At 70.6% G+C, this 14,150-nt stretch carries 11 protein-coding genes; 5 read left to right on the plus strand and 6 right to left on the minus strand.

Annotated features, from left to right (window positions below; translation table 11 throughout):
* The first annotated feature begins 46 nt into the window (after positions 1–46).
* Positions 47–1,876 (plus strand): molecular chaperone HtpG, encoded by a 1,830-nt coding sequence (gene htpG, locus IG54_RS0119425; protein ID WP_030785517.1) that lies wholly within the window; start codon positions 47–49, stop codon positions 1,874–1,876.
* A gap of 66 nt (positions 1,877–1,942) precedes the next feature.
* Here the strand turns inward: htpG and IG54_RS0119430 are convergent, their stop codons facing one another.
* From IG54_RS0119430 to IG54_RS0119455, 6 genes are all read right to left on the minus strand, one after another.
* Positions 1,943–4,021, minus strand: a complete 2,079-nt coding sequence (locus tag IG54_RS0119430; protein ID WP_051819679.1) for a SpoIIE family protein phosphatase — start codon at positions 4,019–4,021, stop codon at positions 1,943–1,945.
* 116 nt (positions 4,022–4,137) lie between these two features.
* Positions 4,138–4,701 (minus strand): GNAT family N-acetyltransferase, encoded by a 564-nt coding sequence (locus tag IG54_RS0119435; RefSeq protein WP_030785523.1) that lies wholly within the window; start codon positions 4,699–4,701, stop codon positions 4,138–4,140.
* An 83-nt stretch (positions 4,702–4,784) separates the two neighbouring features.
* On the minus strand, positions 4,785–5,522 hold the full coding sequence (locus IG54_RS0119440) for a formylglycine-generating enzyme family protein (protein ID WP_030785526.1): 738 nt from the start codon (positions 5,520–5,522) through the stop codon (positions 4,785–4,787).
* A gap of 116 nt (positions 5,523–5,638) precedes the next feature.
* Positions 5,639–6,481, minus strand: coding sequence for an SAM-dependent methyltransferase (locus IG54_RS0119445; RefSeq protein WP_030785533.1), 843 nt, complete (start codon positions 6,479–6,481; stop codon positions 5,639–5,641).
* Positions 6,482–6,617: 136 nt separating this feature from the next.
* Positions 6,618–7,673, minus strand: a complete 1,056-nt coding sequence (locus IG54_RS0119450; protein ID WP_030785536.1) for an SPFH domain-containing protein — start codon at positions 7,671–7,673, stop codon at positions 6,618–6,620.
* A 55-nt stretch (positions 7,674–7,728) separates the two neighbouring features.
* The gene (locus tag IG54_RS0119455; protein WP_030785540.1) at positions 7,729–8,166 is read right to left on the minus strand and encodes an NfeD family protein; all 438 of its coding nucleotides are present in this window, start codon (positions 8,164–8,166) and stop codon (positions 7,729–7,731) included.
* Between the two features lie 150 nt (positions 8,167–8,316).
* On the opposite strand from IG54_RS0119455, the gene IG54_RS0119460 reads away from it, so the two are divergent.
* The 4 genes from IG54_RS0119460 (at position 8,317) to IG54_RS0119475 (ending at position 13,812) form a co-directional block, all read left to right on the plus strand.
* Positions 8,317–9,600 carry a cation:proton antiporter gene (locus tag IG54_RS0119460; RefSeq protein WP_030785542.1) on the plus strand — a complete coding sequence of 428 codons (1,284 nt, stop codon included), beginning with the start codon at positions 8,317–8,319 and terminating at the stop codon, positions 9,598–9,600.
* Between the two features lie 159 nt (positions 9,601–9,759).
* A complete protein-coding gene (locus IG54_RS0119465) occupies positions 9,760–10,104 on the plus strand; it encodes a GNAT family N-acetyltransferase (protein ID WP_158708887.1) in 345 nt (114 codons plus the stop codon).
* Positions 10,105–11,148: 1,044 nt separating this feature from the next.
* On the plus strand, positions 11,149–12,357 hold the full coding sequence (locus IG54_RS0119470; protein WP_030785547.1) for a cytochrome P450: 1,209 nt from the start codon (positions 11,149–11,151) through the stop codon (positions 12,355–12,357).
* Between the two features lie 102 nt (positions 12,358–12,459).
* Positions 12,460–13,812, plus strand: coding sequence for a serine hydrolase domain-containing protein (locus IG54_RS0119475; RefSeq protein WP_030785550.1), 1,353 nt, complete (start codon positions 12,460–12,462; stop codon positions 13,810–13,812).
* Positions 13,813–14,150: the final 338 nt, after the last annotated feature.

Genomic DNA, 14,150 nt, shown 5'->3' on the forward strand with positions numbered 1-14,150 from the left:
CGGAAAATGTTGGCGTCGCACAGACCATCCGACGAGAAGGGAAGTCATGAGTACCGAGACGCTGGAGTTTCAGGCCGAGGCACGGCAGTTGCTGGAGCTGATGGTCCACTCGATCTACTCGAACAAGGACATCTTCCTTCGCGAACTCATCTCCAACGCCTCTGACGCCCTGGACAAACGGCGCCTGGCCGGCCTGAAGGACGACAGCCTCAAGACGGACGACCCGCACATCGAGATCGAGGCCGACAAGGAGGCCCGCACGCTGACCGTGCGGGACAACGGCATCGGCATGACGCGTGATGAGGTCGTGGGGCTGATCGGCACCATCGCCAGATCCGGCACGGCCGAGACACTGCGCCGGCTCAAGGAGAACAAGGAATCGGCCGAGTTGATCGGCCAGTTCGGCGTCGGCTTCTACTCCGTCTTCATGGTCGCCGACAAGGTCACCCTGCTCACCCGCAAGGCCGGTGAGCAGACGGGCGTGCGCTGGGAGTCGGACGGCGACGGCACGTACACGATCGAGACCGTCGAGGACGCGCCCGTGGGCACGTCGATCCGCGTGCACCTGCGGCCCGCCGACGAGGAGGACGCGCTCTACGACTACACCGACGAATCGAAGATCCGGGAGATCGTCAAGCGGTACTCGGACTTCATCTCCTTCCCCGTCCGCATGGGGGAGAGCACCCTCAACTCGATGAAGGCGCTCTGGGCCCGCCCGCGCTCCGAGGTGAGCGATGAGGAGTACGGGGAGTTCTACCGGCACATCAGCCACGACTGGACGGACCCGCTCGACATCATCCAGATGCGGGCCGAGGGCACCTTCGAGTACGAGGCCCTGCTGTTCCTGCCCTCGCGCGCCCCGCACGACCTCTACCAGCGGGACGCCCGCCACGGCCTCCAGCTGTACGTCAAGCGCGTGTTCATCCTGGACGACAGCCGCGAACTCCTGCCCGACCACCTGCGCTTCGTCAAGGGCGTGGTGGACGCCGCGGACCTGTCGCTGAACATCTCCCGCGAGATCCTCCAGCAGGACCGGCACATCCAGCTCATCCGCCGTCGGCTGGCCAAGAAGGTCCTGGCGTCCATCAAGGACCTGATGAGCAAGGACGCCGAGAAGTACCGCACGTTCTGGCGCGAGTTCGGGCCCGCCGTCAAGGAGGGGCTCCTCGACCGGGCGGAGGACCACAAGGCGATCCTCGACATCGCCTCCTTCGCCTCCACCGCGGGCGACGAGCCCACCACCCTGGCCGACTACCTCGCCCGGATGCCGGAGGGCCAGGACAAGATCTACTTCATGACCGGCGACAGCCGCGCACAGATCGAGAACTCCCCGCACATGGAGGCGTTCCGGGCCAAGGGGTACGAGGTCCTGCTGCTCACCGACCGGGTGGACGAGATCTGGGTCGAGGGGGTCCACGACTACGCGGGTACGGAGTTCCAGTCCATCACCCGTGGCGCGGTGGACCTGCCCTCGGAGGAGGAGCCCTCGCCGGAGCAGGCCGAGTCCTTCGCGGCCGTGCTGACCTGGCTCAACGACACGCTCGACGACGTCAAGGAGGTGCGCCTGACGACCCGGCTCACCAGCTCACCGGCGTGCCTGGTCAGCGACACCGACGGCCTCACGCCGGCCCTGGAGAAGATGTACAAGGCGATGGGCCAGGAACTCCCGTCGGTCAAGCGCATCCTCGAACTGAACCCGAAGCATCCGCTGGTCGGCGCGGTCAGGGCGGCTCATGAGAAGCGGCCCGACGATCCGGAGCTGAGCGGGACGGCCGAGCTGCTGTACGGCACCGCCCTGCTCGCCGAAGGCGGCGAACTGGCCGACCCGGCGCGCTTCGCCGCCCTGCTCGCCGACCGCCTCAGCAAGACGGTCTGAGCGACGCCCGGCACCTTGATGAGGGCGATGGCCGCGCGTACATCCGTACGCGCGGCCTTCGCGCGTTCACCGGCGGACCCGGGCGATGAGGAGGGCCACGTCGTCGTGGCCGCCGGGATGCCGCAGCGCGGCCAGCAGGTGGTCGCAGGTGTACTCGAGGCCGCGGTGGGGGCCGTCGAGGAGGGCGAGGAGGACGTTCAGGCGAGTGTCGATGTCCTCGTCACGGGTCTCGACCAGACCGTCGGTGTACAGCAGGATCTGGTCGCCGGGGTCGAGGTCCACGGCGGTGGTCCGGAAGGGCACTCCGCCGACACCCAGCGGGGCGCCGGTCGGCAGGTCGAGGAGTTCGGGCGGGTGCCCCGGCCGCATGTGGACAGGGGGCAGGTGTCCGGCGGTGGAGATGTGGCACTGCGCGTGATGGGGGTCGTAGAGCGCGTAGGTGCAGGTGGCGATGTAGGGGGCCAGGGAAGCGGTGATCCGGTCCAGGTTGCGCAGGACCTCCGCGGGCGCCAGGTCCAGCCCGGCGAGTGTCTGGGTGGCGGTGCGCAGCCGTCCCATGGTGGTGGCGGCGTTGATACCGCTGCCCATGACGTCGCCGACGACGAGCGCGGTGCGGTCCCCGCTGAGGGGGAGGATGTCGTACCAGTCGCCGCCCACTTCGACGGCCGCGCTGGCGGGCTGGTAGCGGGAGGCGACCTCCAGTCCGAACAGGTGCGGCGGCGGCTGGGGCAGGAGGCTGCGCTGGAGGGTGAGCGCGGTATCGCGCTGCTGCTGGTACCAGCGGGCGTTGTCGATGCACACGGCGGCGCGGGCGGCCAGTTCACCGGCCAGGGTGGCGTCGTCGTCGGTGAAGGCCAGGGGGTTGCGGGCCCGCACGAGATCCAGGGCGCCGAGGACTTCGCCGCGGGCGATCAGGGGGACGGCCAGATAGGAGTGGACCCCTGCCTGGGCCAGCAGAGCGGCGGCCCTGGGGTCGCGGGCGATGTGGGACAGGTCGTCCTCGTCGACGTGCGGCACCATGACCAGCCGGCTGGTGTTCACACACCGGGTCACCAGACGGTCGGCGTCGTAGCGGGCCACCTCGCCCGGAGGGTCGGCCGCCGCGGCGGCGTCGGTGGGGTAGGCGGCGGCGACCGCCAGGGCCTTGAACACCGCCGGTCCGCTCGCGGACACGGGGGTGCGGTGGCCTGCCAGAGCGGAGTCGAGGATGTCCACGGCGGCCAGGTCGGCGAGTTCGGGTACGGCGACATCGGCCAGCTCCCGGGCGGTCTGCTCCAGGTCCAGGGTCGTCCCGATGCGCACGGAGGCGTCGGCGACGACGGCGAGCCGGTGCCGGGCCCGGTCCGCGTCCTTGCCCGCCCGGTAACGGTCGGTGACGTCCACCACCGACGTCGCCACCCCCAGCACCTTCCCGCCGGGGTCCTCCAGCCGGTAGAAGGACACCGACCAGGCATGCTCGCTGTCCGGGTCGACGGGGTCGCGGGCGACGGTCTCCTGATCGAGCAGCGGCGTCCCGGAGACCATGACCTGGCGCATCGCGGACTCGATGCTGTCGGCGTCCAGGAACGGCAGCACCTGGCCCACCCGCCGGCCGAGGTGTTCGTCGGCGGGCAGGCCGTTGATCCGTTCGAGCGCCGGATTGACCATCACGTACCGCAGCTCGGTGTCCATGACGGCGAGACCGATCGGTGACTGGTCCACGAGCCGCACCGACAGCGCCAGGTCCCGTTCCACGCGCCGCAGGACCGCCTGGTCGGTGGCGAGCCCCAGCGCGTACAGATCGCCGAGATCGTCCTCCAGCCGCATGTTGCGGAACTCCAGCAGCCGCGTCCGGCCGTCCTTGTGCCGCACGGGAAAGGTGCCCGCCCAGCTCCCCTCGCCGCCCATCACCTCGGCGAACAACCGGAGCACGAGGTCGACGTGCTCGTCCGCCACCAGAAGCTGGGCGGCGTACCGGCCGAGCGCCTCCCCGGCGCTGTAGCCCGTCAGTGCCTCGGCCTGCGGATTCCAGAACACGATCCGCCCGTCCGCGTCCAGCACGATGGCCGCCACGCCCAGGACGTCCAGGAGCCCGCCCCGCGGTGAGCGACTCAGCTCCGCACCCTCCGCGGGACCGATATCGGCCTGACGCCGGTCCTTGTCCATGGCCAGCCGCTCCTCCCGACCGTCGGCACCGTGACCACCATCGTCTCCCCGGGTCAGTGCTCCCGCAGCCGCTGAGTAATGGGTCAATACTGGGGTTAACGGTTACTTGGGTGCCACTATCGGGCTATCCGCTGCCATTCGGCCCGGGTGAGTTCGTACTCCACCTCACCGTGCTCGGAGCCCTCGATCGCCTCCGGCCAGTCCTCGGTGAAGTTCCGGAGGAAGGACAGGCCGGACTTCTCCATGACGCGACGGGAACGGGCGTTGACGGCCATCGTGTTCGCCGTGACCCGCTCGACCTCCAGGTCCGTGAACCCCTTGTGGATCAGGGCCAGGGAGCCCTCCGTGGCGTAGCCGCGGCCCCATGCCGCCCGGTTCAGGCGGTAACCGAGTTCGACCACGGCGGGGCTGTGCTCCGCCAGCGGCCGGAACTCGAACCAGCCGAGGAAGACGCCGGTGGACTTCTCCCGCGCGGCCCAGTAGCCGGGGCTGTCCCAGCACGGGTACACGCGCAGGAGCCGCGGCAGGGTCCGTGTCTCGATCGCCTCGCGGTCGGTGGGGCGGCCACCGTTGATGAAGCGCATGACCTCGGGGTCGTTGTCCAGGTCGAGCAGGTGGCCGGTGTCGGCGGTGGTGAACGCGCGCAGGACGAGCCGGTCGGTCTCCAGGAAGTCGGTCATGCCGCGATCTTCATCATGACCGGCCGGGTCCGCCACCAATTTCCCGGCACCACCCGCCATGGGGCGCCGCCACGGTGCCCGGTCTACGCGGCCGGTGCCGCCACGCGGAAACCCACGCCGATCGCCGCGAGATCCGGCTCATAGGCGCCGTGCCGGCGGGCACACCGGGCCAGGTCCCGGTCGTGGCGGAACGCGCCGCCCCGGGTGACGTGCCGATCGAAGGCCCAGTCCTCGACGCCCGGCACACCGGCGGGCGCGCCGGGATAGGGCGCGTAGAGGGTGGAGGTCCACTCGTCGGCGTTGCCCGCCATGTCCAGCACCCCGAAAGGGCTGGCACCCTCGGGGAACGAACCGACCGGCGACGTCGTGCCGATGCCGAGGTCCACCAGATTGGCCAGGCCGGTGCGGTACTCATCGCCCCAGGGGAACTCCCGGCCGTCGTCGCCCCGCGCGGCGCGCTCCCACTCGTCCTCCGTGGGCAGCCGTACCTGGAGGCCGCCGAGCTGTTCCCCCAGCCACCGGCAGTAGGCCGATGCCGCGTCCCAGGCGACCCCGACGACCGGGTGGTCCGCCGGTGCCTGCGGGACGGGCCGGCCGGTGGCCGTCGCGAAGCGCGTCCACTGGCCGACCGTGACCGGGGTACGGGCGATCCGGAACGCCGGGACCTGGATCTCCGCGCGCGGGGCTTCCTTCAGGTACCACTCGACGGGCACCCCGGTGTCCGCATAGCGGCGGGCCACTGCCGCCACCTCGTCGGCCGGCGTACCCCGACGCAGCGACCCGGCCGGGATCTCGACCCAGTCCACCTGCTCCACCCACATGGCTCCTCCTCGGTTCGAGCGGACAGCCCACATGATCACTTCAGTGTCCGGGGCGGTCATCGGCCGAGGGGCTTACGTGGACAGAGACTTTGGAACCAGTCCCGTGCAGGGACGACTCAGAGGCGACGGCAGTGAAAGATGCCCCAGCGCAGCTGTCCTCGCTGCGCGGCGTCGACCCACAGGGACAGACTGTTCAAGAGCGTGTCGACGTAGTCGGAGCTGATGACGGTGCGCAATTCCTGTTCGCGCTGGTGGGTCTCCTCCATGAGCCGCACATAGTGGTTGCCCAACTCGTCGCTGAGATCGTCGAATTCGACAGGTGACATGCCGAGCCCGGGGAGCGAACGGCGGTAGAAGTCCGGCGTGGCCAGCCCGTCCACCTTCAGCCGGGACACGACGGGGCGCAGCGCCTGGGCGGAGGCGCTCTCGTCGGTCATCACGTCGGTGAAGGCCAGGGCGCCGCCCGGCTTGAGGGCGCGCACGGCCTCGGCCAGGGTGCGTGCGCGGTCCGGGCTGTGACAGAAGGCCTCCTGGGACCAGACGACGTCGAAGCGGCCGTCCTCGAAGGGGATGTCCTGGAACGATTCCGTGACCACGTCGATGAGGCCGTCCAGCCCCCGCTCGACGTTGACGGTGCGGTGGTGCCGGTTCTGCGTCTCGCTGATGTTCAGTGCGGTGACCGGGCAGCCGAAGGTGGCGGCCAGATAGCGGGCCGGACCGCCGTAACCGGATCCCATGTCCAGCACCCTGGCTTGGGGGGTGAGGAGGTCGGCCACCTTGTCGGCGACGCGCTCCACCGTGCGTCGGGAGGCGTCCGCGACCGCCTCCCCGGCGTGTTCGTAGATCCCCGTGTGGATGTCCTCGCCGCCCCAGACATAGGCGTAGAACGTGTCGACGTCGCTGGTCTCGTAGTAGTCACGAGCCGCGTCCTCGCCACGTGAACCACCTTGGTACGGCATGGATGTGCCTCCGTTGTCCGCTGATGCAGGCCGGTTCCTGAGGATCAGTCTCGTGATCGTGCCGTCCGCCTGCATAGGGACCGAATCAGCCACGGGCCGGGCGCCGCACCGGCGCCTGTACGACGACAGGAACTCCTCAGTCGTCGGAGGTAAGCCCTCGGCTCGGCACGGTGGGCGTACTCGCCGCCTCGGCCTCGGCCTTGGCGTCGTGCACCGCGGCGGCGGCCTGCTTCGTGGCCTCGTCGACAGCCGCGACGGCGTCGAGCGACTCGGTGCCGCCCGTGGCGGCCTCAGCCCCCGCGTGGTCGGGCAGCCCCATCGCCGAGCGGTCGCCGAACGCGCCGGTGACGGTACGCACCGCCTCGGTCAGCTCTCCCGGGATCACCCAGAACGTGTTGTTGTCGCTCTTCGCCAAGTGGGGGAGCGTCTCAAGGTACTTGTACGCCAGGATCTTCGGGTCGGCGTTGTTGCGGTGGACCGCCTGGAAGACGCGCTCCACGGCCTTCGCCTCACCGTCCGCCCGCAAGATCATGGCTTGTTGTGCGCCCTGCGCTTCGAGGATGTCCTTCTGCTTCGTGCCCTCCGCGGTGAGGATCTTGGCCTGCCGCTCCCCTTCGGCGTGCAGGATGGCCGCGCGCTTGTCGCGCTCGGCCCGCATCTGCTTCTCCATGGCCTCTTTGATGGTGTGGGGCGGATCGATGGCCTTGATCTCGACGCGGTTGACCCGGATGCCCCACTTGCCGGTGGCATCGTCGAGGACCGCGCGGAGCTGGGCGTTGATCACCTCTCGCGAGGTGAGCGTCCCCTCCAGGTCCATGCTGCCGATGACGTTCCGCAGCGTCGTCACGGTCAGTTGATCGATCGCCTGGAGGTAGTCGGCGACCTCGTAGGCCGCCGCCCGCGGGTCGGTGACCTGGTAATAGAGCACGGTGTCGATGTTCACCACCAGGTTGTCCTCGGTGATCACCGGCTTGGGTTCGGACGAATACACCTGCTCGCGCACATCGAGTTTGGTGTTGATGCGGTCCGCCACCGGCAGGACGAAGTTCAGTCCGGGCTGCAACGTCCGGCGGAACCGGCCGAACCGCTCGACGTTGTAGCGGCGCGCTTGCGGGACGATCCGCACGGTGGAGGCCACGAGGAAGACGACGACTATCGCCGCCATGAGAATCAGGATGAGCACCGGTTCCACGTTTCCTCCTGTGCTGGGAGTTCAGCCGTTCATGCAGTGCTGGGAGTTCAGCCGTTCATGGAAGGAGATCGCGGGGGTAGACGACGGCCGTGGCGCCTTCGATCTCCATCACGTCCACCAGCCCGCCCACCGGGATGACATGGCTTTCGTCGAGGGCGCGGGCGGACCATTCCTCTCCGCACAGTTTGATCAGGCCGCGGGTGGCGGTGACCTCCCGCAGGACCTCGGCCCGCTTGCCGATCAGCGCGTCGCTCCCCTCGAGCGTGAGGGGAGGCTGCGCCATGTGCCGCAGAGCGATCGGGCGGATGATCACCAGGCCCGCCAGCCCGGTCGCCGCGAGAGCCACGAGCTGGCCGAGGATGCCGACGCCCGCCCCGGCGACCACGGCGGCCACCAGCGCGGCACCCGCCAGCAGACCGAAGACGAGTGTCAGGGTGAAGAACTCCACGGCACCGAGCGCCGCGGCGGTGAGCAGCCAGACGAACCACGGCATGGGACGGCCTCCCTCGGAGGGGACTCCCTATCCAAGCTACCTGCCGGGATGTCCGGCCGAACAGGTTTGTCCCGCCCGGCGTCCCGGGGGCCGGCCCACGTACGTCAGCGCCCCGAGAGCGAGGGGCGCCAACAGAACGGACTCAGCGCAGTGACCATTGCCGATGCGGTCTTCGCGTGGCTGGGGGTGGGAGCGCTGCTCGCGGCGGTGCTGCCGCGGGTGGTGGCCGGGCGGCCCCTCTCGTTGCCCGTGGTGTTCATGGTGAGCGGCATCCTCGTGTACGCGCTGCCGCTGCCGTTGCCGAGGGTGGACCCGGTGGAGCAGCGCCTCGTGACGGAGCACGCCACCGAGGTCTGCGTCATCATCGCCCTGATGGGCGCCGGACTGGCGCTCAACCGCCCCGTGGGCCGACGCCTGTGGGCCTCGACCTGGCGTCTTCTCGGCGTCACGATGCCGCTGACCGTGCTGGCGACGGGCCTGCTCGCGTGGTGGCTGCTGGACTGGCCGCCGGCCGCCGCGCTGCTGCTCGCGGCGGTCCTCGCCCCCACGGACCCGGTGCTCGCCTCGGAGATACGGGTGGGGGAGCCCACCGAGGACAAGCACGACGAGGACGAGGTGCGGTTCGCCCTCACCAGCGAAGCGGGTCTCAACGACGGCCTCGCCTTCCCCCTGACGTACGCGGCGATCGCGCTGGCGGCCGCCGCGGGCAGTGGCTGGTCGACGGAGTGGATCGGATCATGGGCGGCACGGGACGTCGTCCTCAAGTGCGGCATCGGCGTGCTGTGCGGGTTGCTGATCGGCAAGCTGCTGGCCTGGCTGTTCTTCCGTACCCGCTCCTCAGTGCTGCGGCTGTCCGAGTACCGGGAGGGGTTCGTCGCGCTGGCCGCCACCTTCCTGGCGTACGGGGCGACCGAACTCGCGGGCGGCTACGGCTTCCTCGCCGTGTTCACCACCGCGTGCGCCGTCAGAGCGGCCGAACGCGCCCACGGCTTCCACAACGTGCTGCACGATTTCGTCGAACAGGTCGAACGGCTGCTGACCGCGACGCTGCTGTTCCTCCTGGGCGCCTTCATCGCGCTGGGCGGCCTGGCGCCGCTCACCTGGCAGGGCGCCGCGACCGCCGTGCTGCTCCTGCTGGTGGTCCGGCCGCTGGCAGGGTGGACCGGGCTGCTGGGAGGCCGCCTGCGGGGCCAGGAGCGCCAGGTGGTGGCGTGCTACGGGATCCGTGGCATCGGTTCGCTGTACTACCTCGCCTACGCGCTGGGCCAGCAGGACTTCCTGGTCCCGGAACGGGAGTTGTGGGCGGTGGTGACCTTCACGGTGCTGGTCTCGGTCGTGCTGCACGGTGTCACGGCCGGCCCAGTGGTGGCCCGCCTGGACCGGCGGCGGGCCACAGAGCCGGGCTCACGGCCCGACGCGGTGCAAAGAACGTGACAGGAACCGACCGGAGCTGACCGAGGCCCGTCGGCGCGGCGTCATTGCCCCGTTCGAGTGCTCTTGTGCGGCTTCTTGGCCGCGCACCGGGCTTTTCGACTTGCATGGCCAAGGGCATCCGCCCGGACCACGCGGGGTGTCGTAGGCGGGGTGATCTCGGTGCGTGGACAGGTCAGCTTCGAGCGCGTGTTCGCCGCGCTGCCCGCGGGCCGGCAGACCGTGTCCGTCCTGGACGCGGACCACCGCCCGGTGGGCTGCCTCGAGTACCAGGTCTGCCACGCGTGCCACATCGGGTACGTGGTCAATATCGCCATCGCCAGTCACTGGCAGGGACAGGGGCTCGGCCGTCACGTCCTGCACACCGCCATGGAACCGTGCAGGGACTACACCTGGTCGACCTCACGGCAGTCGTCCGACGGGCGACGCTTCTTCGGCGCCATGGAGGAGGAGATGGAGGTCGCCTTCCCCGCCCGCGGTGTGCGGTGCTCGCACATGACGCCATGACCAGCGGTGCGCGGGTCCATCGCAGGGCCACCGACCGCCAATTGGCCGAAACTGAGCGTTGAATGCGGCGCAGGGCCCCCTCCGGCCGCGGTGCGGGCAAGCGGTGCGGGGGTGGCGCGTGGCCGACCGGGACGCTTCGGTCGTGGACCGGATGCGCCCACGGCGTGTTGCGCCACCGCCCCGTCGACGGGACCCGGAGCGTCCGCTGGCCAAATCATCACCCCAGATCAGAAGAGATCTCGGCCGAAATGCAGACGGCGTGGCGAGGTGTGCGGCCGGTCCCGTCCGGCCGCGTCCGGCGTGCCTGTCCGCGCACTGGCCGCGTTCTTTTCCGCGCGGTCCGGTTTGCGGATGAGGTGCCGGGGCACACGCGGCGGTGCGACATTCGGTGGCCGGCCTCGATACGAGGTTGGCTGGACGAAGTGGCTGAGTGGTGACGCAAAAGCACCGATGGAGCACTCTCCGTTCAACCTCAGGGGGTTGCTTGAGCGTGACTCGCCGTGAAGACTGTGGCCGAGTTCCATCGAAACGAAGGTGTTCCGAGGGGGTGTGCCATGCCAGTCATGGCTGGGCGCGCGCCACGATCGCATACTCGAACACTCGTTTAGTACGGCCGGGACTGGGGGGTCCGCCGTCCGTCCAGGAGCCGGGAGGGTCCCGCGCGTCCGGTGCGCGGGAGGTATCACCGAGGGGGATGGGTTATGTCGGATTGGCGCGCCGCACGACTGGGCCGACTGCGGGGCCGTGGCCGGCCGTGCGGCCCCGCGGCATCCTGCACCGCATGTACTGAGGGCCGGGAGCCCGCGCCGGTGTCCGACTGACGCCGGTCGACTGTCCCGCCGTCCGAGGGTCCTGCCGTACGAGGGTCCGAGGGTCCCGCCGTACGAGGTTCCCACGGAGCGCGTGCCGTTCCCGTTCGGATCCGGGCGACAGTGACACAGCCATGCCCGGGGCCGCCGCGCCCCGGCAGGTCCGCTCCACCACACCTCTGTGCGCGTGACCCCACCGTGCCCGCACGCGCCAGCCGCTAGCAAGGGAGACAAGGTGATCAGCAAGCAACCGACCGGCGAGCGACCCCTCTTGGAGGAGTTACCCGACCGCTGGCGGGGCTTACACGAGACCGGGCCGGTGCGGTACGACGAGACCCAGCGCGTCTGGCAGGTGCTCGACCACGAGACCGTCTCCACCGTGCTCGCCGACCCGGCGACGTACTCCTCGGAACTCTCCACCCTCGCACCCACCCAGTCCGACTTCGAGACCTTCACCCAGGGCAACTTCGTCGGCATGGACCCGCCCGAACACCGCAAGCTCCGCGCCCTGGTGAGCCAGGCCTTCACCCCACGCGTCGTCCAGGGACTCGAGCCCCGCATCGAGGCCGTCTGCGCCCGGCTCCTCGACGCCGTGGCCGACCGCGACCGATTCGACCTGGTCGACGCGCTGGCCTACCCGCTGCCGATCATCGTGATCGCCGAACTCCTCGGCATCCCCGCGGAGGAGCACCGGCTCTTCCAGGAGTGGGCGAGCGTCCTGTTCGGCGGTGACCAGCTCGGCGAGGCGCCCGACATGGCCGACCTGGAGCGGGCGCTGGAAGCCATCGCCCCCACCGTGCGCGAGATGAACAGCTACATGCTGGAGCACATCCGCGCCCGCCGCGCCGACCCCGGCGACGACCTCACCAGCAGACTCATAGCCGCCGAGGTGGACGGTGTCCGCCTCGGCGACCAGGAGATGGTCGGCTTCGTGGCCCTGCTCCTGGTCGCCGGGCACATCACCACGACCGCGCTGCTGGGCAACGCGATCGTCACCTTCGACGGTCACCCCGACACGGATGCCGCGCTGCGCGCCGACCCCACGCGCATCCCGGCCGCCGTCGAGGAAATCCTGCGCTGGCTGCCGCCCTTCCCCGAACTGGGCCGCAGGGTCACCCGCCCCGTGGTCCTCGGCGGTCACGAGATCCCGGCCGACACGATGCTGATGGCCCACCTCGGCGCCGCCAACCGGGACCCGGCCCGCTTCACCGCCCCCGACGTCCTCGACGTGACCCGAAGCCCCAATCCCCACTTGACCTTCGGGCACGGCATCCACTTCTGTTTCGGCGCGCCGCTGGCCCGGCTCGAAGCGCGGATCGCTCTTCACATGTTGCATGAACGGTTCCGCAAACTGGTGATCCCCTCCTACGCGGACATCGTCTACCAGAACCCGGCCGTCATCATCGGCGTCAGACATCTGCCCGTAGAGGTCGGCAGACCGTAGACCCCGGCGCGCGCAGCGCTCCCCGACCGGCCCGGACCGCTCATTCCCGGGCTCGCTCGGCACACCCGCACATGAGACCCACTCAACGGGAGTCCCCTTCTCATGCCGTACGCCATACCCACCGCTCCGGTCGCCTTACAGGCCCCGTCCCGCATAAGCCGTGAGCTGCAAGACCGCCTCGACGAGCTGGCCCGGACCCACCGGGTGCCCGGCGCCCAACTGGCCCTGGACACCGGCAGCGACATCGTCGCCGTACACACCGGCACCGCCGACGTCACCACCGGCCGCCCCTTCACGGCGGACACCGCGGTGCCGCTGGGGTCGCTCACCAAGCCCTTCACCGCGGCCCTCGTCATGCTCCTGGTCGACGACGGCGACCTCGACCTGGACGAACCGGCCGCCGAGCACCTGGCCGAACTGACCGGAACCCCCGAGGTGACGATCCGTCAACTCCTCAACCACACCGGGGGACTGCCCACGGGGCCCGACTCCGACACCGCCGCCGCGACCACCCCCGCCCGCTATCTGACGGCCGTCTGCACCGCCCGCGACCTGCTGTTCACGCCCGGGACCGACTTCTCGTACTCCAACGCCGGTTACGTCGCCGCCGGACGGCTCGTGGAGACCGTCACCGGCATGCCGTGGCCCGAGGCGGTCCGGGCGCTGCTTCTCGAACCCCTCGGCGTCCTGCCCGCGTTCGTCGGCGACGCCGCGCCCGTACGTCCGGTGGCCGCGGGGCACGCCCTCAACACCGCCACCGGGCAGGCCGTCGCCGCCCGGCAGAACCTGGCACCGCTGGAGGCACCGGCCGGCGCGCTCCTCGCGAGCGCCCTGGACCTGGTCGCGTTCGGCAGCGCGCTGACCGGCCGCTCGGACGTGCTGCCGCCCGCCGTCGCCAAGGAGATGCGCCGGGCCGACATCGCCGCCGACCCGGGGACGCTCGCCGACGGCTGGGGCGCCGGACTCGCCCTGTATCAGCGGGACGGCCGGGTGTGGTGCGGCCACGACGGCAACGCCCAGGGCACCTCCTGCCACCTGCGGGCGGACCCCGAAAGCGGGGTCGTGGTGGCCTTCACGGGCAACGCCGGGAGCGCCACCGCGCTCTGGCGCGACCTCGCCGAGGACCTGGCCCGGCTCACCGGCATCCGGGTGCCCGCTGACGTGCTCACCGCGGACCGGGGCCGCCCCGTCGGCCTGCCCGACTGCGTGGGCACGTACCGCAACGGCACCACGACCTACCGCGTCGCACTCGGACCGGACGGGACACCTGCCCTGTCCGTCGACGGGGACCTGCCCCTTCCCCTGGTCTGCTACGCCGACCTGTCCTGCGATCTGCGCGATCCGGCCACCGGGCGTGTCGAACCCGGTGGCCGGTTCCACCGCGATCCGGCCACCGGCACGATCGACCGGGTGCAGATATCCGGGCGCACCGCGCGCCGCGCCGACGACGGCTGAGTCACGAGCGTCGCCGGTATGGACTCCGACGGGCACGGCTTCCGGCCGGGGGGCGGGCTGCCGGGTGGCACGGTTTCGGCCATGGTCGGTACTGGTCCGGCTCGGCCGAGGGCCGGTACGGGTCCGGCTCTGCCGAGGGCTGGCGGGTGCGTCGGTTCCGGTTTCCTCGGGGGTCGGTTCGCGGGCTCGGTGCCCGTGGCCGCCTGGGGTGGGTGCGTGTCGCCGGGACCGTTGCCACACGGCGAGGCGGGGTCCGGCGGGGCCCCATCGCTGGGCCAACGCCGGGCTTCGGTGTCGGCCCACCGGTGCGCCGCCGGGTGCCGGCCGGCTCCGGGGAT

This window comes from Streptomyces sp. NRRL S-920, assembly GCF_000717945.1.
Classification (GTDB): domain Bacteria; phylum Actinomycetota; class Actinomycetes; order Streptomycetales; family Streptomycetaceae; genus Streptomyces; species Streptomyces alboniger.

What these genes read in the sequence shown, in the direction of transcription:
- htpG (WP_030785517.1), top strand. Translation starts at nt 47, where the DNA reads ATGAGTACCGAGACGCTGGAGTTTCAGGCCGAGGCACGGCAGTTGCTG.
- IG54_RS0119430 (WP_051819679.1), bottom strand. Translation starts at nt 4,021, where the DNA reads ATGGACAAGGACCGGCGTCAGGCCGATATCGGTCCCGCGGAGGGTGCG.
- IG54_RS0119435 (WP_030785523.1), bottom strand. Translation starts at nt 4,701, where the DNA reads ATGACCGACTTCCTGGAGACCGACCGGCTCGTCCTGCGCGCGTTCACC.
- IG54_RS0119440 (WP_030785526.1), bottom strand. Translation starts at nt 5,522, where the DNA reads ATGTGGGTGGAGCAGGTGGACTGGGTCGAGATCCCGGCCGGGTCGCTG.
- IG54_RS0119445 (WP_030785533.1), bottom strand. Translation starts at nt 6,481, where the DNA reads ATGCCGTACCAAGGTGGTTCACGTGGCGAGGACGCGGCTCGTGACTAC.
- IG54_RS0119455 (WP_030785540.1), bottom strand. Translation starts at nt 8,166, where the DNA reads ATGCCGTGGTTCGTCTGGCTGCTCACCGCCGCGGCGCTCGGTGCCGTG.
- IG54_RS0119475 (WP_030785550.1), top strand. Translation starts at nt 12,460, where the DNA reads ATGCCGTACGCCATACCCACCGCTCCGGTCGCCTTACAGGCCCCGTCC.